The sequence below is a fragment of the Streptomyces sp. NPDC048461 genome (genome assembly GCF_055587105.1).
The window spans coordinates 243,417-265,742 of the sequence record NZ_JBVJGW010000012.1 but is presented as its reverse complement, the minus strand read 5'-3'; the positions used below and the strand labels follow the sequence as shown (position 1 = coordinate 265,742).

Annotated in this window: 19 protein-coding genes and 2 tRNA genes; 18 read left to right on the top strand and 3 right to left on the bottom strand. The window is 71.6% G+C overall.

Going from position 1 to position 22,326, the window contains the following annotated elements; genetic code table 11:
* Nucleotides 1–151: 151 nt before the first annotated feature.
* Together ACZ6S8_RS22585 and ACZ6S8_RS22580 are read right to left on the bottom strand one after the other, a co-directional pair.
* A complete protein-coding gene (locus ACZ6S8_RS22585) occupies nucleotides 152–1,324 on the bottom strand; it encodes a glycosyltransferase (protein WP_469458375.1) in 1,173 nt (390 codons plus the stop codon).
* Complete coding sequence (locus ACZ6S8_RS22580; protein ID WP_469458373.1) at nucleotides 1,321–4,197, bottom strand: bifunctional glycosyltransferase/CDP-glycerol:glycerophosphate glycerophosphotransferase; 2,877 nt, start codon at nucleotides 4,195–4,197, stop codon at nucleotides 1,321–1,323. Before ACZ6S8_RS22580 ends, ACZ6S8_RS22585 begins: the two co-directional genes overlap by 4 nt.
* Nucleotides 4,198–4,368: 171 nt before the next feature.
* Here ACZ6S8_RS22580 and ACZ6S8_RS22575 point away from each other — a divergent pair, with 171 nt between their 5' ends.
* The 7 genes from ACZ6S8_RS22575 to ACZ6S8_RS22545 all read left to right on the top strand — a co-directional run bounded on the left by ACZ6S8_RS22575 (nucleotide 4,369) and on the right by ACZ6S8_RS22545 (nucleotide 10,815).
* A complete protein-coding gene (locus ACZ6S8_RS22575) occupies nucleotides 4,369–5,394 on the top strand; it encodes a glycosyltransferase family 2 protein (RefSeq protein ID WP_469458371.1) in 1,026 nt (341 codons plus the stop codon).
* The gene (locus ACZ6S8_RS22570) at nucleotides 5,391–5,897 is read left to right on the top strand and encodes a GtrA family protein (RefSeq protein ID WP_469458369.1); all 507 of its coding nucleotides are present in this window, start codon (nucleotides 5,391–5,393) and stop codon (nucleotides 5,895–5,897) included. The genes ACZ6S8_RS22575 and ACZ6S8_RS22570 overlap by 4 nt, the downstream gene beginning before the upstream one ends.
* Nucleotides 5,898–5,972: 75 nt before the next feature.
* Nucleotides 5,973–7,100: a glutamate 5-kinase gene (proB, locus tag ACZ6S8_RS22565; RefSeq protein WP_469458367.1), complete on the top strand. Its 1,128-nt coding sequence runs from the start codon at nucleotides 5,973–5,975 to the stop codon at nucleotides 7,098–7,100.
* A gap of 88 nt (nucleotides 7,101–7,188) precedes the next feature.
* Nucleotides 7,189–7,602 carry a hypothetical protein gene (locus tag ACZ6S8_RS22560; protein ID WP_469458365.1) on the top strand — a complete coding sequence of 138 codons (414 nt, stop codon included), beginning with the start codon at nucleotides 7,189–7,191 and terminating at the stop codon, nucleotides 7,600–7,602.
* Between the two features lie 86 nt (nucleotides 7,603–7,688).
* The gene (locus ACZ6S8_RS22555; RefSeq protein WP_469458363.1) at nucleotides 7,689–8,972 is read left to right on the top strand and encodes a glutamate-5-semialdehyde dehydrogenase; all 1,284 of its coding nucleotides are present in this window, start codon (nucleotides 7,689–7,691) and stop codon (nucleotides 8,970–8,972) included.
* Nucleotides 8,973–9,048: 76 nt separating this feature from the next.
* Nucleotides 9,049–9,597, top strand: coding sequence for an SCO2584 family spore wall biosynthesis protein (locus ACZ6S8_RS22550; protein ID WP_469458360.1), 549 nt, complete (start codon nucleotides 9,049–9,051; stop codon nucleotides 9,595–9,597).
* A 69-nt stretch (nucleotides 9,598–9,666) separates the two neighbouring features.
* A complete protein-coding gene (locus tag ACZ6S8_RS22545) occupies nucleotides 9,667–10,815 on the top strand; it encodes an SCO2583 family membrane protein (protein ID WP_469458358.1) in 1,149 nt (382 codons plus the stop codon).
* Here the strand turns inward: ACZ6S8_RS22545 and ACZ6S8_RS22540 are convergent.
* Nucleotides 10,799–11,890 carry a M48 family metallopeptidase gene (locus ACZ6S8_RS22540; RefSeq protein ID WP_469458356.1) on the bottom strand — a complete coding sequence of 364 codons (1,092 nt, stop codon included), beginning with the start codon at nucleotides 11,888–11,890 and terminating at the stop codon, nucleotides 10,799–10,801. The genes ACZ6S8_RS22545 and ACZ6S8_RS22540 overlap by 17 nt on opposite strands.
* 141 nt (nucleotides 11,891–12,031) lie before the next feature.
* Between ACZ6S8_RS22540 and ACZ6S8_RS22535 the strand changes: the two genes are divergently transcribed.
* The 11 genes from ACZ6S8_RS22535 (at nucleotide 12,032) to ACZ6S8_RS22485 (ending at nucleotide 21,869) form a co-directional block, all read left to right on the top strand.
* On the top strand, nucleotides 12,032–12,196 hold the full coding sequence (locus ACZ6S8_RS22535; RefSeq protein ID WP_469458354.1) for a hypothetical protein: 165 nt from the start codon (nucleotides 12,032–12,034) through the stop codon (nucleotides 12,194–12,196).
* An 84-nt stretch (nucleotides 12,197–12,280) separates the two neighbouring features.
* On the top strand, nucleotides 12,281–12,898 hold the full coding sequence (gene nadD / locus ACZ6S8_RS22530) for a nicotinate-nucleotide adenylyltransferase (RefSeq protein WP_469458353.1): 618 nt from the start codon (nucleotides 12,281–12,283) through the stop codon (nucleotides 12,896–12,898).
* 24 nt (nucleotides 12,899–12,922) lie between these two features.
* A complete protein-coding gene (locus ACZ6S8_RS22525) occupies nucleotides 12,923–14,722 on the top strand; it encodes a LytR C-terminal domain-containing protein (RefSeq protein WP_469458351.1) in 1,800 nt (599 codons plus the stop codon).
* Nucleotides 14,723–14,842: 120 nt separating this feature from the next.
* Complete coding sequence (gene rsfS / locus ACZ6S8_RS22520; RefSeq protein ID WP_267718558.1) at nucleotides 14,843–15,289, top strand: ribosome silencing factor; 447 nt, start codon at nucleotides 14,843–14,845, stop codon at nucleotides 15,287–15,289.
* Nucleotides 15,286–15,942, top strand: a complete 657-nt coding sequence (locus tag ACZ6S8_RS22515; protein ID WP_469458394.1) for a histidine phosphatase family protein — start codon at nucleotides 15,286–15,288, stop codon at nucleotides 15,940–15,942. Before rsfS ends, ACZ6S8_RS22515 begins: the two co-directional genes overlap by 4 nt.
* Nucleotides 15,943–16,066: 124 nt before the next feature.
* Nucleotides 16,067–16,139: transfer RNA gene (locus ACZ6S8_RS22510), tRNA-Ala, on the top strand.
* A gap of 145 nt (nucleotides 16,140–16,284) precedes the next feature.
* On the top strand, nucleotides 16,285–16,518 hold the full coding sequence (locus tag ACZ6S8_RS22505; protein ID WP_267718557.1) for a hypothetical protein: 234 nt from the start codon (nucleotides 16,285–16,287) through the stop codon (nucleotides 16,516–16,518).
* A gap of 131 nt (nucleotides 16,519–16,649) precedes the next feature.
* Nucleotides 16,650–16,722, top strand: a tRNA-Ala gene (locus ACZ6S8_RS22500).
* 320 nt (nucleotides 16,723–17,042) lie between these two features.
* The gene (gene leuS, locus ACZ6S8_RS22495; protein ID WP_469458348.1) at nucleotides 17,043–19,916 is read left to right on the top strand and encodes a leucine--tRNA ligase; all 2,874 of its coding nucleotides are present in this window, start codon (nucleotides 17,043–17,045) and stop codon (nucleotides 19,914–19,916) included.
* 143 nt (nucleotides 19,917–20,059) lie between these two features.
* Nucleotides 20,060–20,824, top strand: a complete 765-nt coding sequence (locus ACZ6S8_RS22490) for a hypothetical protein (RefSeq protein ID WP_469458346.1) — start codon at nucleotides 20,060–20,062, stop codon at nucleotides 20,822–20,824.
* A 199-nt stretch (nucleotides 20,825–21,023) separates the two neighbouring features.
* Nucleotides 21,024–21,869 (top strand): DegV family protein, encoded by an 846-nt coding sequence (locus tag ACZ6S8_RS22485; RefSeq protein WP_469458344.1) that lies wholly within the window; start codon nucleotides 21,024–21,026, stop codon nucleotides 21,867–21,869.
* Nucleotides 21,870–22,326 lie beyond the last annotated feature (457 nt).

Here is a 22,326-nt window from a genome sequence, read left to right as displayed (position 1 = left end):
CCCGCCGCCCGCTAGTGCTCCCCCCGCGGGGGGGCGGGGGGGCCCCCCCCCCGCCCCCCCCCCCCCCCGGCCGGGCCGCCCCCCCCCCCCCGGGGGGGGGGGGGGGCGGGCGGCTCCGTCGTGTCCGGGGCGGGTCGGCGCTCCGGCGAGGTCAGCGCTCCAGGAAGGAGAACAGTTCTTCCCACCGGTCGGTGATCCCGGCGCTGGAGTAGCGCTGCACCGAGCGGAAGGCCGACTCGCCGAGCCGGTCGCACAGTTCGCGGTCCGCCATCAGGGCGTGCAGGTGGCCGGCCAGCTCCATGGTGTTGCCCAGCCGGGCCAGCAGGCCGTCCTCGCCGTGCGTGACGATCTCCCGTACGCCCGGCGCGCAGTCGAAGGCCGCGGCCGGGACGCCCGCCGCCATCGCCTCCAGCAGGGTGATCGGGAAGCCCTCGGCCCGCGAGGCCTGCGCGAAGACCGAGGCCCCGCGCAGCGCGCCCAGCACGTCGTCCGTACTGCCCATCCACTCCACGGAGTCGTCCAGCCCCAGTGAGGAGCAGTGCGCCCGCAGCGTCGGCTCCTCGATGCCCGCGCCGTAGATCCGCAGGACCCAGTCGGGGTGGTGCGGGGCGGCGTCCGCCCACGCGTCGAGCAGCAGGTCGACGCCCTTCTCGAACGCGAGGCGGCCGACGCTGGCGACGACCTTCTCCGTGCGCGGAGCGGGCTGCTCCGGCATGAAGGGCAGCGGGTTCGGCATGCTGCCGACGTTCTCCATGCCCGCCCGGATCCACAGGTCCGCGTCCTCGGCGGTCAGCACCAGCAGCCGGTCCGCCTCGCGGTAGTGGCGGCGGACGCGGTCGCCGCGGCTGGACTTCTGGCTGGCCTCGAACGACTCGTGGCTCATGCCGATGACGCTGAGCCCCTTGGTGTCGGCGAGCGCCACCCACTCCATCGCCCAGACCTGGGTGACGATGACCACGGCGCCCGGTGCGGCCGCCCGGAACAGTTCGCTCAGCTGCTCCGCCTTGGCCCGCATCAGGGAGCGCCGGGCCGACTGGCGGCGCCGTTCGGGTGCGTTCAGCCGGCCCTTGAGCCCCTGCAGCCGGCGCGCGGGCGGAGGCTGGGACGCGTACAGGGTCGTCGTCGCGTACGGCAGGTCCGCGGGGAACTTCTGCCGGATCTCCTCGGCGACCGGGGCGATGCCGACGATGTGCACCCGGTGGCCGCGGTCGGTGAACAGCCGGGCCATCTGGTGCGACCAGGTGGTCACGCCGCCGAGCTCGTCGACGTTGTTGGAGACGAGGAAGATGTCACGGCCGCCCGGGGTGGCGGTCTGCTGGCTCACTTGCCGCTCCTGGTGAAGAACTTCTCGACGATCTGGCGCGCGGCGTCCCCGCGGTCGTACTCGCCGAACTCGGTGAGGAAGCGCTGGCGGGCCTCGGCGTACTTGGCGTCCGCCTCCTCGAAGGCGGAGAGCGCCTGCAGCAGCTCGTCCGCCGTGGCCACCACCGGGCCCGGGGCCTTCTCCTTCAGGTCGAAGTACGTGCCGCGGATGTCGGTGGCGTACTTCTCGTAGTCGTACGCGAAGAACAGCATCGGCCGGTCCAGGACCGCGTAGTCGAACATCACGGACGAGTAGTCGGTGATGAGACCGTCGGCGAGGGCCAGCAGCGGGGTGATGTCGTGGTGCCGCGACACGTCGACGACCCGGCCCGCGACGGACGGCGGGAGGGAGACGCTGTTGAGGTAGTGGGTCCGCACCAGCAGGGTGAAACGGTCCCCGAGCCGGTCCGCGAACTCCTCCACGTCGAAGGGGAACTCGAAGCCCTCGACCGCGCCGTCCGCGTTCGCCCGGAACGTCGGCGCGTACAGCAGCACCTTCTTCTCCGGGTCGATGCCCAGCTCCGCCGCGAGCGGGCCGCGCACCCGCTCGCCGCTCTGCGCCTCGGACCGGTGCGCCTCGACGAGGGCGTCGTTGCGCGGGTACCCGGTGCGCAGCAGCACCTCGTCGCGCAGCCGGAAGCCCTTGGCGAGGGTGCGGGTGTCGTGCTCCGAGCGGATCAGGAAGTGGTCGAAGCGGTCGACGGCCGCCTGGAACCGGTCCTGGCCGGCCCGTCCCTGCGCCTTGGTGCGGGGCTCGTGGAAGCCCATCCGCTTGAGCGCGGAACCGTGCCAGGTCTGGATGTAGGTGGTGCCCGGGCGCTTGGCGAGGGCCAGCGGGAAGCCCTGGTTGTCCACCCAGAACTCGGCCTGGGCCAGCGCCCGCAGGTAGGGCCAGCTCCAGCGCCGGACCAGAGTGGCCTCCTTGGGGAAGCCGGTGGGCTTGCCCGCGTACGACCAGATCGCCTCGAAGGGGACGCCCTGGCGGACCATCTCCTCGTAGATCGCCTTGGGGCTGTCGCTGTACTGCTTGCCCATGTGGCTCTCGAAGACGACCGTGCCCTTCTTGACGGGCAGCTTCGAGAAGACCTCGTGGTAGAGCTTCACCTTCTGCTCGCCCGAGCCCATGTTCCGGCGGGTCCGCAGGGCCTTGCGCAGGCCCCGCTTGACCACTCCGGCGGCCTTGCCGTGTATGGCGTTGTTGATCAGCGTCTGGGTGCGGACGGCCGCGGCGCCCTCGGCGGTCAGGACGTAGGAGAGGTTGCCCTTCTTGGTGACCTCCGGCTCGAAGCGGTCGGAGACCAGCCGGGTCAGCCGCGGGCGCACGCGCAGCCGGGACGCCGACTCCAGGTCGACCCCGCCGACCGACACGCGGGTCGTGATGCGGTCGCGCCCGGCGTTCAGCCGGAGCCGGACGTCCCACACGGCGTCGATGATGCCGAGCGGGCGGACGGTGCCGCCGATGTCGGCGCTGCCGCTCCACTCGATCGTGTCACCGGCGTGGCGCACGGTTGCCACCGGGAAACTGAACGAGCGGACGCCGATCTGCCGGCGGGCCCGGAATTCGAGCGAGGCGGTCAGCTCCGTGTCGGGCCGGATGCGGCCCAGCGGGTTCACGACGGCGCCGGACAGCGTGACGGTGCCGCGGCCGTCGTCCGCGTAGGAGGTGAGGCGGTTGCCCAGCTGGAGCGAGGAGAGCGGGGTGGTGTGGAAGCCGTCCCCGGTGACGTCCAGTATCCGCCGGGCCTCGGTGTCGGCCGGGTCGTCGATGTGCTGCGCGCACCAGTAGATGCGGCCGTCGCGCTCGGCGAGGGGGGAGGAGAGCCGGCCCTTGTTCGTCATGGCGTCGGCGGCCGGGAGCAGGTTGTCCCAGTCCTCCTTGCCGAGCAGGTAGGCGCAGATCGCCTGGAGGTGCGTGACGTTGTCGTACGCGGCCGGGTCGATCCCGGCGAGGTAGCCGTTGGCCAGGCGGGCGAACTCCTGGCGGTACGCGTCGCCCAGCAGGGGCAGGTCGCGCAGGTGCAGCACCAGGTCGTGCTTGAGGAACTTGGCGTCCTTCGCGGACTTGATGTCGGTGTGGCCCTTGGAGGCCAGCAGCTCGTCCACCCGGCGGTGGATCTCCATCCGGTGGACGAAGTTCGCGATCTCGTGGCGCCGGTTGCTGATCGACTTGGCGGAGGCCTTCTCGATCACGTTCCAGAAGTAGACGTGGTTCGGGATCAGCGTGATGCGACGGGCCGCCACGTACGCCTGCGCCGAGAACAGCAGGTCCTCGTAGTGGATGCCGACCGGGAACTGCAGGCCCTGCTCCAGCAGGAACGAGCGCCGGTAGCACTTGTTCGTGGAGAGGGTGTCGTAGACCAGCAGGTCGGGGAACTCGGTGATCGACTCCAGCGTGCGCGTGCGCGAGTAGATCCACGGGTACCACTCGGTGGTCTTGCCCCACCGGTTTTCGAGGTGCACGCGCACGCACATGCCCGAGACCAGGTCGGAGCCGGTCCGCTCGGCGGCGTCGAGCATGTTCCGGCAGGCGTTGCGCTCCAGCACGTCGTCGCTGTCCAGGAACATGACGTAGGTGCCGGTGGCCTGCGCGATGCCGTGGTTGCGCGGGGCGCCGCAGCCCCCACTGTTCTCCGGAAGTTGGAACGCGCGCACTTTCCCCGGGTGCGCGGCTTCCAGTTCCTGGGCGACGGTGAAGGACCTGTCCTTGCTGCAGTCGTCGACGATCACGACCTCGACCCCGTGCAGGGTCTGGTCCAAAACCGACTGGACTGCTGTCGACAGACGCTCTGCGTCGTTGTAGACGATGACGACCACGGAGACGTCGGGCACGTGCACCTCGATCCCTTCGATTCGTTTCGCTCAGCTGATTCCGCTTATCCAGTCAAAGCTACCGCGTACCGCACTCGACTCAGGCAGGCCGACCCTCGGCATGCGGGTTCTGGGGAAGAGGTGAGTGGCAGGTCCGGTCGTCGGCAATCACCCGTTCGGACCCAGCAGGATGTGTTCATGACCAAGCTGTCCGTAGTTGTCCCTTGCTTCAACGAAGAAGCCGTCATCGACAGCTTCGACGTGGAGATCCGCAGGGTCCTGGACGCCCTCCCCGTCGACTACGAGGTCTGCTACGTCGACGACGGAAGCTGCGACGGCACGCTGCGCAAACTGCGGAAGATCGCGGCCGAGCACGGCGAGCGGACCCGCTTCGTCTCGTTCAGCCGCAACTTCGGCAAGGAGGCCGGCATGCTCGCCGGTCTGCGCGTTTCCACCGGCGACGCCGTCGTGATCATGGACGCCGACCTCCAGCACCCGCCGGAGCTCATCGCCACGATGCTGGAGCACCACCGGCAGGGGCACGACCAGATCATCGCCCGCCGTTCGCGCGAGGGGGACAAGAAGGTCCGCTCCGTACTCAGCCGGCTGTACTACCGCGGGGTCAACCGCTGGGTGGACGTGGAACTGGCCGACGGGGTCGGCGACTTCCGCATGCTCTCGCGTCCGGCGGTGGACGCGCTGCTGTCGCTGCCGGAGTACAACCGCTTCTCCAAGGGCCTGTTCTCCTGGATCGGCTTCGACACGGTCCACTTCGACTACCGCAACGCGCAGCGCGAGGCCGGCGAGACGAAGTGGAAGTTCGGCGCCCTGCTGAACTACGGCATGGACGGCCTGATCTCCTTCAACAACCGGCCGCTGCGGGCGGCCATCTGGCTCGGCGTGTCGCTGATGGCCCTGACCGGGCTCTACGCGCTGTGGATCACGGTCGCGGCGATGACCAACGGCGTCGAGTCACCCGGGTACGTCACCCTCGTGGCGATCATCGTGGGGCTCGGCGGCGTCCACATGATCATGCTCGGTCTGATCGGCGAGTACATCGGCCGCATCTACTATGAGACCAAGCGGCGGCCGCACTTCCTGGTGAAGGAAGCCCACGGCTCCGACCCCGTCCCGCGCGTGGCGCTGACCGCGGAACCGGGGAGGTCCGGCCCGGTCGCCGAGGCGACGGCCGTCGAGCACAGCGCGGAGCGCAGCACCACATGAGCAGAAGGCAACAGCTCGGCCAGCTCCTGCGCTTCGGCCTCGTGGGAGCCGTCAACACCGGCACCTTCTACCTGCTGTACCTGCTCCTGCACCCCTGGATGCCGTACTTCGCCGCCTACACCCTCGCCTTCCTGCTCTCGATGGTCGGCTCGTTCTTCATGAACACCTACTTCACCTACCGCACCCGCCCCACCTGGAAGAAGTTCCTCCTCTTCCCCCTGACGAACGTCACCAACTACGTCGTCCAGTCGGTGGGGCTGTACGCCCTGGTGACCTGGGCCGGCCTCGACACGCGGATCGCCCCGCTGGTCGCGGCGGTCGTGGCCATCCCCTTCACCTACCTGCTCTCCCGCAGGATCCTCGTCCCGGGCGCCGCCCGGGAGGGGGAGGCGGAACCGGAACCCGTGCGGGCGGACGGGGGCGGTCCGGGCGGGCACGCCGGTCAGGGCGGGCGCACCGGCCCGGGCGGGCAGGCCGGTCCGGGTGGTTCGTCCAGGGTCTGAAACCCCCGCGCAGCCCCTCCCGGCCACCCCGTAGATTGAGGTCACAGGCATTCGGCAAGGGGCAAGGGGACAGACGTGTCAGCGGCTAGGCAAGGTGTCGTGGACGCCCGCAGGATCGTGGTCAAGGTCGGCTCCTCCTCCCTGACCACGGCGGCGGGCGGCCTCGACGCCGACCGGGTGGACGCCCTGGTGGACGTCCTGGCCAAGGCGCGCGGCGGCGGCGAGAAGGAGATCGTCCTCGTCTCCAGCGGAGCCATCGCCGCCGGCCTCTCCCCGCTCGGCCTGCGCCGCCGCCCCAAGGACCTGGCCCGGCAGCAGGCCGCCGCCAGCGTCGGGCAGGGCCTGCTCGTCGCCCGCTACACCGCCTCCTTCGCCCGCTACGGCATCCGCGTCGGACAGGTCCTGCTCACCACCGACGACACCAGCCGGCGGGCGCACTACCGCAACGCCTACCGGACCCTGGACCAGCTGCTCGCCATGGGTGCGCTGCCCGTCGTCAACGAGAACGACACGGTCGCCACGGACGAGATCCGCTTCGGCGACAACGACCGCCTGGCCGCCCTCGTCGCCCACCTCGTACGGGCCGACCTCCTGGTGCTGCTGTCCGACGTGGACGGCCTCTACGACGGCGACCCCTCCCTGCCCGGCACCACCCGCATCGAGGAGGTCCGCGGCCCTGCGGACATCGCCCACGTCTCCATCGGCAGCGCGGGCAAGGCCGGCGTCGGCACCGGCGGCATGGTCACCAAGGTCGAGGCGGCCCGGATCGCGGCGGCCGCCGGCATCCCCGTGGTGCTGACCTCCGCCAGCCAGGCCGCCGACGCCCTGGCCGGGCGCGCCACCGGCACCCACTTCCACGCGACGGGCCGCCGCTCCGGCGACCGGCTGCTCTGGCTCCAGCACGCCTCCACCCCCCAGGGGCACCTCGTCCTGGACGAGGGCGCGGTCCGCGCCGTCACCGAGCGGGGGAGTTCCCTGCTGCCCGCGGGCATCGCCGCCGTCGAGGGGGACTTCATCGCGGGGGACCCGGTGGAGCTGCGCGACACCTCGGGCCGGGCGGTCGCGCGCGGCCTGGTCAACTTCGATTCCAAAGAGCTTCCGCAGCTCCTCGGCCGCTCCACCCGCGAGCTCGCTCGGGAACTCGGACCCGCGTACGAGCGGGAGGTCGTCCACCGCGACGATCTCGTCCTGCTGCAGGGCTGAGGTTCGGCAAAACCGCCGCGCGGGGGCCCGGGGACTGGTCAACTGTGAGGGGCGGGTGGACACGCGTAGCGGAGACAGGAGGCGGCTGGTGAGACGAGCGCTGACCAGCGTCGGTCCGGGGGACGGTGAGGGCCGCGGGCACGAGCAGGAGCCGGACCACGACTCCCGTCTGTGGCACGTCACCCTGAGCGTCTCCGGCAAGCCGGCGCCGCTGTCCGAGGTCCGGCGCGGACTGGAACAGCTGGCCCACGACCACCCCTTCCTGCTGACGAGCCGCTACGCCGACGACCACGCCGAGATCCGCTACTGGGAAGAGGCCCGCGACCTCCACGACGCGGCGGCCGTCGCCCTGCGGCTGTGGGGCGAGCACCGCTCGTCGGCGCAGCTGCCGCCCTGGGAGATCGTCGGGCTGGAGGTCATCGACCGCGCCACCTACCACCAGCGGGTGGCGGAGGGGTACGGACCGCCCCCGGCCCACCCGGTGGGCGTACACCCGTACTGAGAGCCCCGCGGGGTCCTGGGCCGAGCCGGTGTCTCGGGGGGTGGAACCCCTCCGGTCGCGGGGCGGCCGGGGACTACCCTGGCCGCATGACCTCGCTCGACGACGCCACCGCCACCTCGCCCGTCCTCGCCACGGCGCGTGCCGCCCGCACGGCCGCCGCCGTCCTCGCCCCACTCCCGCGGTCCGCCAAGGACGCGGCCCTGCTGGCGGTCGCGGACGCGCTGGAGGCCCGTACGGCCGAGATCGTCGAGGCGAACGCCGTCGACACCGCCAAGGCGCGGGCCGCCGGCACCAGCGAGACCGTCATCGACCGCCTCACCCTCACCCCGGAGCGCGTCGCCGCCATCGCCTCCGACGTGCGGGACGTCGCCGCCCTCCCCGACCCCGTCGGCGAGGTCGTCCGCGGCAACACGCTGCCCAACGGCATCGACCTCCGCCAGGTCCGCGTGCCGCTCGGCGTCGTCGGCATCATCTACGAGGCCCGCCCCAACGTCACCGTCGACGCGGCCGCCCTCTGCCTCAAGTCCGGCAACGCGGTCCTCCTGCGCGGCAGCTCCTCCGCCTACGCCTCCAACTCCGCCCTCGTCGCCGTCCTCCGCGACGCCGTCGCGGGCGCCGGACTGCCCGCCGACGCCGTCCAGCTGGTCCCGGGGGAGTCCCGCGACTCCGTCCGCGAGCTGATGCGCGCCCGCGGCCTCGTCGACGTGCTCATCCCGCGCGGCGGAGCCTCCCTCATCAAGACGGTGGTCGAGGAGTCGACGGTGCCGGTCATCGAGACCGGCACCGGCAACTGCCACGTCTACGTCGACGCCCAGGCCGACCTGGACATGGCCGTGGACATCCTCGTCAACTCCAAGGCGCAGCGGCCCTCCGTCTGCAACTCCGCGGAGACCCTCCTGGTCCACCGCGACATCGCCGACGCCTTCCTGCCGCGCGCCCTCGACGCCCTCGCCGACGCCGGAGTGACCGTGCACGGTGACGACCGCGTCCTGGCGGCCGCCCGGGACAGCAAGGTCACCGCCCTGCCCGCGACCGACGAGGACTGGGCCGCCGAGTACCTGTCCTACGACATCGCGGCCGGCGTCGTGGACTCCCTGGACGACGCGGTCGCCCACATCCGCCGCTGGACCTCCGGCCACACCGAGGCGATCGTCACCACCTCCCAGGCCGCCGCCCGCCGCTTCACCCAGCTGGTCGACTCGACCACGGTCGCCGTGAACGCCTCCACCCGGTTCACGGACGGTGGCCAGTTCGGCTTCGGCGCCGAGATCGGAATCTCCACCCAGAAGCTGCACGCCCGGGGCCCCATGGGCCTTCCGGAGCTCACCTCCACCAAGTACATCGTCACCGGCGACGGTCACGTTCGGTAGTCGAACCTCGCACACCGGGTGGCGGGATTCGCCGTACACCCTGCCCAAAGGTGCCCCCCAGGTCTACGCTGGTCCTGTGCCGGACGACGTGGGGGGCAAGCCGTTCCCGGACGACGGGGAGCCCGACGACGACCGCGGAGGCGCGGATCACGACTTCGCCTCCGTGGTGTTCGACGAGGCCTTCGTCCGGAACGCCGAGATCCATGAACCGAGTGCCGCCGAGCGCCAGCGGGCGGCCGACCGGGCGCGCGCCGAGGCCGAAGCGGCCCGGGCCGCCGTCGCGGGCGGATGGACGGCCGACGACGACACCTACGGGTACGCCCACCCCGACGGGTACGAAGACCAGGGCTGGGAGCACGACCACGACCGCCAGGGCCACTACGACGGCCCGTACGGGGCCTTCGGCGGCAGCCTGCGCCCCTACCGCGGACGTTCGCCGTGGCTGCGCCCCGTCGCCTGGGTCCTCGCCTTCGTGCTGGGGCTCGGCATGGTCGCGCTCGCCTTCAGCGCCGTCTACCGCAGCGCCTCGGGCCAGGCGGACCCCGCTCCGGCCCCCGCCAGTACGCCATTGGGGGAAGTCAGCGGGGCCGGCGCGTTTATGGACCCCGTCGGCCGCCAACCCTGAAGGTACGACCCCACTCGCATTTCGCCGGAGCTGGGGGCTTCTCTGAAGCGGGGACAGCGGGGAGAAGCGATGGCCGTTCCAGGAGATCCACCCAACGGCGCCCCCGACGGCACCGGCGGCGACGACGACGAGTTCCGGGCGGACGAGTACCGGTCCGTGGTGTTCGACGAGGACTTCGTACGGGCTGCCCGGATCCAGGAGTACTCCGCGCAGGAGCGCATGGGCGAGCACGCCCGCGCCGTGCGCAGCCGCTCCATCTGGTCCGGCGGAGGCGGTACGGGCTCCGCCGGCGGAACTCCCGGCCGGGGCGCCCGGCAGGGCCGGCTGCTCGTGCTCTTCATCGCCCTGGCCTTCGCCACCGCGGTCTACATGGGGCTGCGCAACCCGTACGTCCCCCCGCCCGACGGGGTGGCCGAGCCCCTCACCAGCACCGTCGTACCGCTGGCGCCCGGCACGCCCGTACCCGGCGGGCAGCCCGCCGACCTGTTCGCGCAGAGTCCCGCGGCGGACTACCGCATCGGAGCGGTCGGGATCACCATGCCCGCCGTGCGCCGCACCCCGCACTTCACCGACGGCCAGGTGGCGATCGCCCTGTCCATCGCCAAGGACTACCTGGTGCAGTCCTCCCTGGACCCCGACGTCCTGGCCGGCACCGCCTCCCGCCCGGTCCGGGTGCTCGTCGACCCCGACCAGCTGGCGCAGTTCGACCGGAGCATGGCCTCGCCCTCCGGCGACGGCCGGCACGCGGCGACGGGCTGGCTGGTCCGCTTCGACCCGGGAACCGCGGTCGTCGCGGACCCCCGGGTCCGGGTCAGCGGCACCCTCGCCTTCGAGGAGGTGGCCCCCGAGGTGCTGGAGGTGACCACCGACCACACCTTCGTCTACGCCGTCCGCCCGGCCACCGGGCCTCCGGCCGCCGCCGACGGCGCCTCGCTCTTCACGGTGCGGCGCGAGCTGCGGCTGCGCTTCGACCGGGACGACCTGGGCGCACGCCGCGCGGAACTGGCCTCGGCCTACGTCATGGCCGGACCGCAGGACTGCTCCGCCGACCCGGCGGCGGGCTTCCGCCCGCTGCCGGCCGGAGCCGCCCCGACCACGGTGGGCCCGGCCGCGAGCGACCCGTACGCCAGCGGCCGACCGCGGCGCGCGGCCGGGCTGTGCGGCGTACTGGCGGCGCCCGCGACCCCGGGGGCCGCGCCCGTCAGCCCTGGTCCGTAGCCCCGCCCTTGCCCTCGGAGCCGCCGGTCGCACCGGAACCCGCACCCGCACCGGCTCCGGTGAACCGGTCGCGCAGCTTCCCGCCCAGGTCGGCCGTACCGCCGGCGATGTCGCCGACCAGCTTCATCAGCGGGTCCTTGCTGGTGCGCACCGCGTCGGCGTAGTGCGTGGCCGACTGCCGGAACGAGTCGCTCACCGAGGCGTCCTTGTCCTCGTCCCGCCGCGGGTAGTGGCCGTCCATGATCCGCTGGTAGTCGCGGCTCTCCGCCCACTTCTTCAGCTCGGCCGCGCGCACCGTGGTGAACGGGTGCGTCCGGGGCAGCACGTTGAGGATCTTCAGCACGGAGTCGCGCAGATCGCCGCTCGACTCGTACTCCTCGGCCTGGGCGAGGAAGGCGTCCACGTTCATCTCGTGGAGGTGGTTGCCTCCCGCGATCTTCATCAGCCCGCGCATCGAGGCCCGCAGATCCTGGCCCACCAGGAGTCCGGCCCGGTCCGCGGAGAGCTCCGACTTGCGGAACCACTCCCGCAGGGCCGTCACGAGCGCCATGATCGCCACGTTGCCCAGGGGGATCCAGGCCACCTTCAGCGCCAGACCCGTCAGGAACAGCAGGATCGTGCGGTACACCGCGTGCCCGGAGAGGGCGTGGCCCACCTCGTGGCCCACCACCGCCCGCATCTCCTCCTCGTCGAGCAGCTCGACGAGGCCCGTCGTCACCACGATGATCGGCTCGTCGAGGCCGATGCACATGGCGTTCGGCTTCGGGTCCTGCTGCACGTACATCTGGGGGACCTTCTCCAGGTCCAGGATGTAACAGGCGTCGCGGAGCATCGTGTGGAGGTGGGGGAACTGCGCATCGCTCACCCGGACCGACTCCGACAGGAACAGCAGCCGCAGGCTGCGCTCCGGGAGGAGGCCGCTCAGGGCCTTGAACACCGTGTCGAAGCCGGTCAGCTTCCGCAGCGCCACCAGCGCCGAACGGTCCGCGGGGTGCTCGTACGCCCGCGAGGAAATACCGGGGAACCTCCTGCGGTCCCGCGCCGGTGCCTTCTCGAAACCCGTCTTCTCCGTCATTGCGCCCTCCCCTGGATCGGCCTGCCTGGCCGTGCGTCCATCCTCTCCAACGCCTGAGTCGGCGTGAGCGTGCCCCAGGCCCCCGCATACGATGTGAGCGAAGTCTCCGCCCGCTCCCCCGACTCGATAGGTACCTGCCTGATGAGCCTCTCCTCCACCACCCACAACCTGGTCGTCCTCGCCTCGGAGGGGGCCGAGCACGGCGGCAACCACAGCAGCCTGAACCCGTACCTGACCGGTGGCGCCGCGCTCGGCATCCTGCTCCTGATGCTCTGGATCACCACCCGCCTGAACCGCGACCGCTAGACCGCGGACGGTTTCGCACCGGTGTCCCGTACGGGCTCGCAAGCGGGTCCGGGCCGCTCCACCGGGCCAGTAGGCTCTGCGCTCATGGGAGAGCAGGAAATGCCTACCGGCCCGGTCAAGCGCCGGCTCGGCGTCATGGGCGGGACATTCGACCCGATCCACCACGGACACCTGGTGGCGGCCAGCGAAGTGGCCGCGCTGTTCCACCTCGACGAGGTGGTGTTCGTACCGACCGGTGAGCCGTGGCAGAAGTCGCAGGGCGCCGTGTCCGCCGCCGAGGACCGCTACCTGATGACGGTCATCGCCACGGCCTCGAACCCCCAGTTCTCGGTGAGCCGCATCGACATCGACCGCGGCGGGCCGACGTACACGATCGACACCCTGCGGGACCTGAAGGCGGTGAACGACGACGCCGACCTGTTCTTCATCACTGGTGCCGACGCGCTCGCACAGATCCTGACCTGGCGGAACGCCGACGAGCTCTTCTCCCTCGCGCATTTCATCGGGGTCACCCGGCCGGGCCACGTGCTCACCGACGACGGCCTGCCCGAGGGCGGCGTCTCCCTGGTGGAGGTGCCCGCGCTGGCCATCTCGTCCACCGACTGCCGGGCGCGGGTCGCCAAGGCGGACCCGGTCTGGTATCTGGTGCCGGACGGTGTCGTGCGTTACATCGACAAGCGTGAGCTGTACCGGGGAGCCTGAGCTTCCGGAGAGAGGGGCCCCGCGGTGAACGACCGACAGGACGCGTACGACCCGTACGCAGCCCAGGAGCAGCAGCTCATCGGCTACGACCCGTACGGGCGGCCGGTGTACGGCCCGGTGCCCGCGCAGCCCGACCGGCCCGCTCCCCCCGCGCCCCCGTACGAACAGCAGCAGTACGAGCAGCGGCAGTACGAGCAGCAGTACGACCAGCAGCACTACGACCAGCAGCAGTACGGGCAGCCGTACGACGACCGGTCCTACGGCTACGACCAGCAGGGTCACGGCCGGCAGCAGGACTACGGCCGCCAGGAGCCGCAGCAGCAGTCGCAGCAGCAGGACTACTACGCCCCGCAGCCGCCCGCCCAGGAGTACGCGCAGCAGGAGTACCCCCAGGCACCCGCCTACGGGTACGACACGCAGCAGACCCAGCAGTGGATCCCGCAGCAGGCCGCCCCCCAGGCACCCCCGGAGCCGGCGCCCCGCCCCGCGCCCGCCCCCGAGCCGCCCGCGGCCCAGGTCCCCGAGCCCCGCCGCGCCGACGCGGACGCGGACGCAGCCCCCGACTACCGGACCGAGCAGTTCTCCTTCATCGAAGAGCCGGACGAGGACTCCGAGGACGTCATCGACTGGCTCAAGTTCACCGAGAGCCGGACCGAGCGCCGCGAGGAGATCCGCCGCCGCGGCCGCAACCGGGTGGTGGCGCTGATCGTCGTCCTCGCCCTGTTCGTCGTCGCGGGCCTCGGCTACCTCTGGTACCAGGGCAAGCTGCCGTTCCTCGACGGCCCGGGCAAGGACAAGGCCGCCGCGACCGCGGGCGCCGGCGCGCAGAAGCGGGACATGATCGTCGTCCACCTGCACAACACGAAGAAGGGCGGCACCTCCTCGGCGCTGCTCGTCGACAACGTCACCGCCAAGCAGGGGGCCACGGTCCTGCTGCCGAACGCCCTCGGCGTGCCCGCGGCCGACGGCACCGCCACCACCCTCGGCAAATCGGTCGAGGACGGCGGCCTCGGCACCCGCGAGTCCCTGGACTCGGTGCTCGGCACGAGCATCGGCGGCACCTGGCGGCTGGACACCCCCTTCCTGGAGAACCTGGTCGAGCTCGTCGGCGGCATCGAGGCCGACACCGACGCCGCGGTCCCGGCCGACGACGCCGCGAAGACCCCCGCCGTCGGGCAGGGCGAGAAGCAGAGCCTGAGCGGCCCGATGGCCGTCGCGTACGCCACGTACCGCGCCCAGGGCGAGCCGGAGGCCAAGCAGCAGGAACGCATGGGCCGGGTGCTCCAGGGAGTCCTGCGCAAGGTGCCGGGCGACCCGAAGGCGGCGGCGGTGACGGTCGAGAGCATCGGCCAGATCCTCGACCCGGCACTGGACGCGCAGACCCTCGGCGCCCTGCTGTCCCGGCTGGGAGAGCACGCCAAGACGGGCGCGTACCGCACGGACGTCCTCGCGGTGAAGCCGGACGGCACCCTCACGGACGAGACGAACAAGAAGGTCGTCAAGGAGGTCCTCGGCGGCTCGGCCTCGGCCGCGCAGCCCGGCGCCACCCCCCGGGTGGGCCTGAAGGACGCCACCGGCGACGACAGGACGCAGGCGGCGGCGAGGGCCGCGCTGCTCAACGGCGGTTACGCCTTCGTGGACGGCGGCAAGGCCGACAAGTCGGCGGCCGCGTCGCAGATCACGTACCAGGACGACGCCCAGCGGGACCGGGCCGTCGAGGTCGCCAAGACGCTAGGCCTGCCCGAGGCGGTCGTGAAGAAGGCCGAGAACGCGGTGAACGCGGACGTCGTGGTGATCCTCGGAAAGGACTACAAACCGTCCTGACCGGGGCCCCGAACGGGTTCGGAGACGGGGTCGCGCCCGCGCGGGACGTTCCGCGCGGGCGGTGTCGGCGGTACATGAGACCCTTGTAAGGATCTGCCCGCCAACCCGAAAGCATGGCCAGTGACCGCCACGGACCGCTCCATCGAGCTCATCACCGCCGCCGCCCAGGCCGCGGCCGACCGGCTCGCGCACGACATCATCGCGTACGACGTCAGCGACGTGCTGTCGATCACCGATGCCTTCCTGCTCGCATCGGCGCCCAACGACCGCCAGGTCAAGTCGATCGTCGACGAGATCGAGGAGCGCCTCCTCAAGGAGCTCGGCGCCAAGCCGGTCCGCCGTGAGGGCGACCGCGACGCCCGCTGGATCCTGCTCGACTACGTCGACATCGTCGTCCACGTCCAGCACAGCGAGGAGCGCGTCTTCTACGCGCTGGAGCGCCTGTGGAAGGACTGCCCCGAGATCGAGCTTCCCGAGGACGCCAAGCTCACGCTCGGCAAGGCCGAGGAGCACGCCAAGCTGCGCGAGGCGGCGGGCGACGACGAACTGGACGGTGATCTGTTCTGAGCGGGACCACCTCGGGCAGGACCACCCGGAAGATCGTCCTCTGGCGGCACGGCCAGACCGCGTGGAACCTGGAGCGACGCTTCCAGGGCTCCACGGACATCGAGCTGACCGATGCGGGTGTGGCGCAGGCGCGCCGCGCCGCCCGGCTCCTCGCCTCGCTGAAGCCGGACGCCATCGTGGCCTCCGACCTCAGCCGGGCCTCGGCCACGGCTGCCGAACTGGCGGCCGTCACCGGCCTGACGGTCGAGCACACCCCGGCGCTGCGCGAGACGTACGCGGGGGAGTGGCAGGGCCTCACGCACGACGAGATCATCGAGAAGTACGGCGAGCAGTACGCGGCGTGGAAGCGCGGCGAACCCGTCCGCAGGGGCGGTGGCGAACTGGAGACCGAGGTCGCCGACCGCGCCGCGCCCGTGGTGCTGGAGCAGGCCGGCCGGCTGCCGGAGGGCGGCACGCTCGTCGTCGTCAGCCACGGCGGCACGATCCGTACGACCATCGGCCGTCTGCTGGGCCTGGACTCGTACTACTGGGAGGGCCTCGGCGGGCTCTCCAACTGCTGCTGGTCCGTCCTCGGCGAGGGCGCGCGCGGCTGGCGCCTGATGGAGCACAACGCCGGAACGCTGCCCGAACCGGTGCTCGGCGACGACGACTGAGCAGCTCCCCGCGGCCCTCCTGCCGGGGCAGCCACCCGGATTTCACTTTCCGGCTGGTCGCAGGCTAGAGTTCTTCTTGTTCGCAGCGCGGAACACCGGAGACGGGGGGAGCGCGGCGGAGAGCGGGGCTATAGCTCAGTTGGTAGAGCGCCTGCATGGCATGCAGGAGGTCTGGAGTTCAATTCTCCATAGCTCCACAAAATCAGAATCCCGTCCCCAACTGGGGGCGGGATTCTTGCTTTTGCCCCCTTTGTGCTTGCTGGCCGGGCCTGTACCGGCATGGCAGAATCGGAGCGCCGGAGGGGGACACGACGGCCCGACGCGGGAGGGAGTCGCTGACGGATGGGTGCACACCGGCGGCGGTGCGACTGGTGCAACAACGGCACGCCGATCGTGCGGGACATGGACCCGGTCAACTCCGACTACCAGTACTGGTGCGAGGAATGCGCGCGGGCGCTGATCATAAAAGGCGATCCGATCGAGACGTACCGTGAGCTGGAAGGGGAGCCGATCTACGGCCGGCTGCTCGACGAGCACTGCACGCTCAAGCGGTTCTACCAGTTCGCCCGCGCGTGACGAAAGCAGGTCGAAGCGGACATGGCCCGTGGTCGGTGGAAACCGATTTTTGGACCAGGGCCATGACCGTGTAATGTTTGAGACGTCGCCGAGGGGAACCGGCAAGGGACACCGAGCGACGAGCAGTACGAGGGGCTATAGCTCAGTTGGTAGAGCGCCTGCATGGCATGCAGGAGGTCTGGAGTTCAATTCTCCATAGCTCCACAGTGAAGAAGCGGGCCGCCCGGATCGGGTGGCCCGCTTCTCGTTGTCCCGCTCCGGCTTCCGCTTCCGCTCCTGGTTCCGATCCTGCGTCCGGCTCCGTCTCCGTCTCCGCTTCCACGACGCGGACGGTCCGAGCGGGCGCCGGGGGCGCTGCGGTACCCTGGCGCCATGCGTGCCGTACGCCTTCTGCTTACCGAGCCGCGCTGATCAGTGCCGACCCTCCAGTGGTCGGCATCGGCGCGGCGTCCCCTCCTGTGCGAGGGGTTTTTTCGTTTGGGCAGGCAGAGACGGCAGAGACGATCGATGGAGCTTCAGAAATCATGAGCGAGACGAACACCCCGGCCCCCGAGGCGGCCGAGGCGCACCGCTACACGGCTGCCATGGCCGCCGACATCGAGGCACGCTGGCAGGACGCCTGGGACGAGCAGGGCACCTACGAGGCGCCGAACCCGACCGGTGACCTGGCCGGGGACCCCGCGGTCGTCGCCAAGCCCAAGAAGTTCATCATGGACATGTTCCCGTACCCGTCCGGTGCGGGGCTGCACGTCGGCCACCCGCTCGGGTACATCGCCACCGACGTCTTCGCCCGCCACCAGCGGATGACCGGCCACAACGTCCTGCACACCCTGGGCTTCGACGCCTTCGGCCTGCCGGCCGAGCAGTACGCCGTCCAGACCGGAACCCACCCGCGGGTGTCGACCGAGGCGAACATCGAGAACATGAAGGTCCAGCTGCGCCGGCTGGGCCTGGGCCACGACAAGCGCCGCTCGTTCGCGACGATCGACCCGGACTACTACAAGTGGACCCAGTGGATCTTCCTGCAGATCTACAACTCCTGGTACGACGCGGACGCCGGCACGGCCCGGCCGATCGCCGAGCTGGTCGCCGCCTTCGAGGACGGCTCCCGTGAGGTTCCGGGCGGCCGTGCGTGGGCGGAGCTGACCGCCGGCGAGCGGGCCGACGTACTGAACGGCTTCCGGCTGGCCTACGCCTCGGACGCGCCCGTGAACTGGTGCCCGGGGCTGGGCACCGTACTGGCCAACGAGGAGGTCACCGCGGACGGCCGTTCCGAGCGCGGCAACTTCCCGGTCTTCAAGGCCAAGCTGAGCCAGTGGAACATGCGCATCACCGCGTACGCCGACCGGCTGCTGGACGACCTGGACGCGCTGGACTGGCCCGAGGCCATCAAGCTGCAGCAGCGCAACTGGATCGGCCGCAGCGAGGGCGCGCGCGTGGACTTCGCCGTCGACGGCGCCGGCGCGATCACCGTCTTCACCACCCGCCAGGACACGCTGTTCGGCGCCACCTACATGGTGCTGGCGCCCGAGCACGAGCTGATCTCCACCATCGTCCCGGCCGCCTGGCCCGAGGGCACGCACCCCGTGTGGACCGGCGGCCACGCCACGCCGGCCGAGGCCGTGAACGCGTACCGCAAGCAGGCCGCGTCGAAGTCGGACGTCGAGCGGCAGGCGGACGCGAAGGAGAAGACGGGCGTCTTCACCGGTGCGTACGCCACCAACCCGGTCAGCGGCGATCAGGTCCCGGTCTTCATCGCCGACTACGTGCTGATGGGCTACGGCACGGGCGCGATCATGGCCGTCCCGGCGCACGACAGCCGCGACTTCGCCTTCGCGCGCGCCTTCGAGCTGCCGATGCGCTGCGTCGTGCAGCCGTCCGACGGCCGCGGCACCGACCCGGCCGAGTGGGACGACGCGTTCGCCTCGTACGACGCGAAGCTGGTCAACTCCGCGGGCTCCGGCCTGTCGCTGGACGGGCTGGGCGTGGTCGAGGCGAAGGCCCTGATCACCGACTGGCTGGCCGAGCGCGGCATCGGCGAGGGCACCGTCAACTTCCGCCTGCGCGACTGGCTGTTCAGCCGCCAGCGGTACTGGGGCGAGCCCTTCCCGATCGTCTACGACGAGGACGGCGTCGCGCACCCGCTGCCCGAGTCGATGCTGCCGCTGGAGCTGCCGGAGGTCGAGGACTACTCGCCGCGCACCTTCGAGCCGGACGACGCGCTGTCGCAGCCCGAGACCCCGCTGTCGCGCAAGGCCGACTGGGTCGAGGTCGAGCTGGACCTGGGCCGCGGCGAGGGCATCCGGCGCTACCGGCGCGAGACCAACACCATGCCGAACTGGGCCGGCTCCTGCTGGTACGAGCTGCGCTACCTGGACCCGCACAACGCGTCGGCGCTGGTGGACCCGGAGATCGAGCAGTACTGGATGGGCCCGCGCGAGGGACAGCCGCACGGCGGCGTCGACCTGTACGTGGGCGGCGCCGAGCACGCGGTGCTGCACCTGCTGTACGCGCGCTTCTGGTCGAAGGTGCTGTTCGACCTGGGTCACGTCTCCTCGGTGGAGCCGTTCCACAAGCTGTACAACCAGGGCATGATCCAGGCGTTCGTCTACCGCGACGAGCGCGGCTTCCCGGTCTCGGCCACCGACGTCGAGGAGCGGGACGGCAGGTTCTACTTCGAGGGCGAGCCCGTCAAGCGCGAGCTGGGCAAGATGGGCAAGTCCCTGAAGAACGCCGTCACGCCGGACGAGATCTGCGAGGAGTACGGCGCGGACACCCTGCGCCTGTACGAGATGGCGATGGGCCCGCTGGACGTCTCGCGTCCGTGGGACACCCGCGCCGTCGTCGGCCAGTACCGCCTGCTGCAGCGCCTGTGGCGCAACATCGTGGACGAGGAGACGGGCGCGGTGACGGTCGTCGACGCCGAGCCCGCCGAGGACACCCTGCGCGTGCTGCACAAGGCGATCGACGGGGCCGGCGCCGACCTGGCCGCGCTGCGCTTCAACACCGCCATCGCCAAGATCACCGAGCTGAACAACGCGCTGACGAAGGCGGGCCGCCCGCTGGAGCGCACGGTCGCCGAGCAGCTGGTGCTGCTGGTCGCCCCGCTGGCCCCGCACATCGCGGAGGAGCTGTGGCACCGGCTGGGCCACAGTGACTCGGTGGTCCACCAGGACTTCCCGGTCGCGGACCCGGCGTACGTCGTCGACGAGACCGTGACCTGCGTGGTGCAGGTCAAGGGCAAGGTCAAGGCGCGTCTGGAGGTCCCGCCGGCGATCTCGGACGCGGACCTGGAGCAGCTGGCCGTCACCGACGCCGGTGTGGTCGCGGCGCTGGGCGGTGCGGAGATCCGCAAGGTGATCGTGCGCGCGCCGAAGCTGGTGAACATCGTCATCTGACACGGCGGGCCGTGCGGCGCGTTCGCGGTCCAGCGGTCTAGGGGTATTCCCGTACGGGCAGGTTGGGGGTTCGATTGGAACCCCTGGCCTGCCCGTGGCGTTTACCTTTGGAGGAGACGGACTAGGCAGGGGAGAGGAACCTCATGGAGGCCGCGTTGATCATTTTCTTCGCGCTGCTGGTGCTTTTCGCCTTCCTGGGCCTGGGCGCGTACGCGACGGTCAAGGTGGTGGGGGCCGCCAAGCGCGGTGTGGACCGCACGATCACGCAGGCGCGGCGGACGGTCGAGGACACGACGCTGCGGGCGAAGAGCCTCGGGCAGGTCGGGGTGAGCGGTTCGCTGGCGCAGCTGCGCCTCGACCTGAGGACGTCGATGCGGACCACGCAGCAGGCGCTGTACCAGGGCGTCCAGACGGACGCCTCGCTGCGGGAGTCGATCGGCCTGTTCGAGCGGCTCAGCGCGCACGGCTACGAGCTGGACGACGAGCTGAAGCGGCTGGAGCAGGAGCCGGACCGCAAGCGGATCGCCGATCTCCTGCCCGACCTGCGGGAACGCACGTCCAAGGTCACACAGGCGGCGGATTCGCTGCGGTGGGCGGCGCGTGACCGGGCCCGCCGGTTCGCCGAGGACGACCTGAGCGTGCTGTCGGCCCAGATCGAGATGGAGTCGGGGGCGCTGCGCGACTGGTCGCCCGAGTCGGTGGACGAGCTCGCTGCGGCGGCAGCGGCGTGGGACGCGACGCAGGGACCGGCTGCTCAGGCGCCGGCTGCTCAGGCTCAGGCTCCGGCTGCGGGCGGCCGGGGTACGGCGGGCCGGGGTAAGGGAGCCGATCGGGCCGCCCTGAACGAGGCGCCGCCGGCGGCGCCCTACCCGTGGCAGAAGACGCGGCGGCCGGAGAGCACGACCTGAGGGATGCCCGGGTGCCCGTCGGCGGATGCCTGTCGGCGGGTGCCCGGGACGTGGGTCGGGGGCGGTCGGTCCCCGGGCGGTCCGGGGTCCATGCCGGGGTCGCGCCGGGGGGCGTGCGGCGTCGCGCCGGGGGTCGGTGAGGACACCGAGTGGGGTCCCAGGCTGCCGTGCGACCCCTACGGGCGGTAACCTCCGGCTCATGTCCCGCCATGTCGCCATCATCACCGATTCCACGGCCTACCTGCCCCAACCGGCCATGGCGCGGCACGGAATCACCTCCGTTCCGCTGACCGTGGTGCTCGGCGACGAGGCGCTGGAGGAGGGCACCGAGATCTCGGCGCGCAGCCTCGCCCTGGCCCTCCAGAAGCGCCGCTCCGTCACCACCTCGCGCCCCGGCCCCGAGGAGTTCGTCCGGGCCTACCGGGCCGCCGCGGACGCCGGTGCGACCGGCATCGTGAGCCTGCACCTGTCCTCCGAGTTCTCCGGCACCTACGACTCCGCGGTGGTCGCCTCCAGGACCGCCCCCGTGCCCGTCCGCGTCGTGGACACCGGCATGGTCGCGATGGCCCTCGGATTCTGCGCCCTGGCCGCCGCCGAGGTCGCCGAGGCGGACGGCTCGCTGGACGAGGCGGTGGCCGCCGCGGAGAAGCGGGCGGCGGACATGTCCGCGTACTTCTACGTCGACACCCTCGACTACCTCCGGCGCGGCGGCCGGATCGGGGCCGCGCAGGCCCTCCTCGGCTCGGCCCTGGCGGTGAAGCCGCTGCTGACGCTGGACGGGGGGCGGATCGAGATGCTGGAGAAGGTGCGTACGGCCTCGAAGGCGATCGCCCGGCTGGAGGAGCTGGCCGTCGAGCGCGCCGGTTCGGCCAGCGTGGACGTGGCGGTGCACCACCTGGCGGCGCCGGAGCGGGCGGAGAAGCTCGCGCAGCGGCTGCGCGAGCGGATCCCCGGCCTGGTGGAGCTGCACGTCAGCGAGGTGGGTGCGGTGATCGGCGCGCACACCGGACCGGGGCTGCTGGCGGCCGTCGTCTCGCCGCGCTGAGCGGTCCGCCGAGGAGCGGCGGTCGGGGGCGATCACCGGAACGGGTGACGCGGTTGTCCACAACGGGCCTGTCATCCACCGGAATTGAGGGTTCCGAACGGGGTTCGGGATCGGCTCGTACGGTCGTGTCATGACTCTGCGAACGCGCATGCGTACTCCGAATCCGCCCCGTGCCATCAGCGGCCCGGGCCGTTCCCGCTCCCGCGACGGCCGCGCACGGCTCCGCGGCGCCGGGCCGCGCCAGGCGCCCGCCGAGCCGGGTGCGGTGCGGCGGCGGGCCGAAGCCCTGCTCGGCGGCAGCAGCCCGCCCGAGGGGCCCTCCGGGGGCCTGCCGGGGGAGTCCTCGGGGGAGGCGTCCGGGGCGCCCCCGAGCGCGGCTGGGGGCCTGCCCGAGGTGCTTCCGGGCGCCCGCACCGGGGAGTCGCCGGGAGCGCGGAGGGGCGCGCCGTCCGCGGCA

What these genes read in the sequence shown, in the direction of transcription:
- nadD (WP_469458353.1), top strand. Translation starts at nt 12,281, where the DNA reads ATGGGAGAGCAGGAAATGCCTACCGGCCCGGTCAAGCGCCGGCTCGGC.
- ACZ6S8_RS22485 (WP_469458344.1), top strand. Translation starts at nt 21,024, where the DNA reads ATGTCCCGCCATGTCGCCATCATCACCGATTCCACGGCCTACCTGCCC.
- ACZ6S8_RS22555 (WP_469458363.1), top strand. Translation starts at nt 7,689, where the DNA reads ATGACCTCGCTCGACGACGCCACCGCCACCTCGCCCGTCCTCGCCACG.
- ACZ6S8_RS22535 (WP_469458354.1), top strand. Translation starts at nt 12,032, where the DNA reads ATGAGCCTCTCCTCCACCACCCACAACCTGGTCGTCCTCGCCTCGGAG.
- ACZ6S8_RS22575 (WP_469458371.1), top strand. Translation starts at nt 4,369, where the DNA reads ATGACCAAGCTGTCCGTAGTTGTCCCTTGCTTCAACGAAGAAGCCGTC.
- ACZ6S8_RS22505 (WP_267718557.1), top strand. Translation starts at nt 16,285, where the DNA reads ATGGGTGCACACCGGCGGCGGTGCGACTGGTGCAACAACGGCACGCCG.
- leuS (WP_469458348.1), top strand. Translation starts at nt 17,043, where the DNA reads ATGAGCGAGACGAACACCCCGGCCCCCGAGGCGGCCGAGGCGCACCGC.
- ACZ6S8_RS22570 (WP_469458369.1), top strand. Translation starts at nt 5,391, where the DNA reads ATGAGCAGAAGGCAACAGCTCGGCCAGCTCCTGCGCTTCGGCCTCGTG.
- ACZ6S8_RS22490 (WP_469458346.1), top strand. Translation starts at nt 20,060, where the DNA reads ATGGAGGCCGCGTTGATCATTTTCTTCGCGCTGCTGGTGCTTTTCGCC.
- ACZ6S8_RS22545 (WP_469458358.1), top strand. Translation starts at nt 9,667, where the DNA reads ATGGCCGTTCCAGGAGATCCACCCAACGGCGCCCCCGACGGCACCGGC.
- ACZ6S8_RS22540 (WP_469458356.1), bottom strand. Translation starts at nt 11,890, where the DNA reads ATGACGGAGAAGACGGGTTTCGAGAAGGCACCGGCGCGGGACCGCAGG.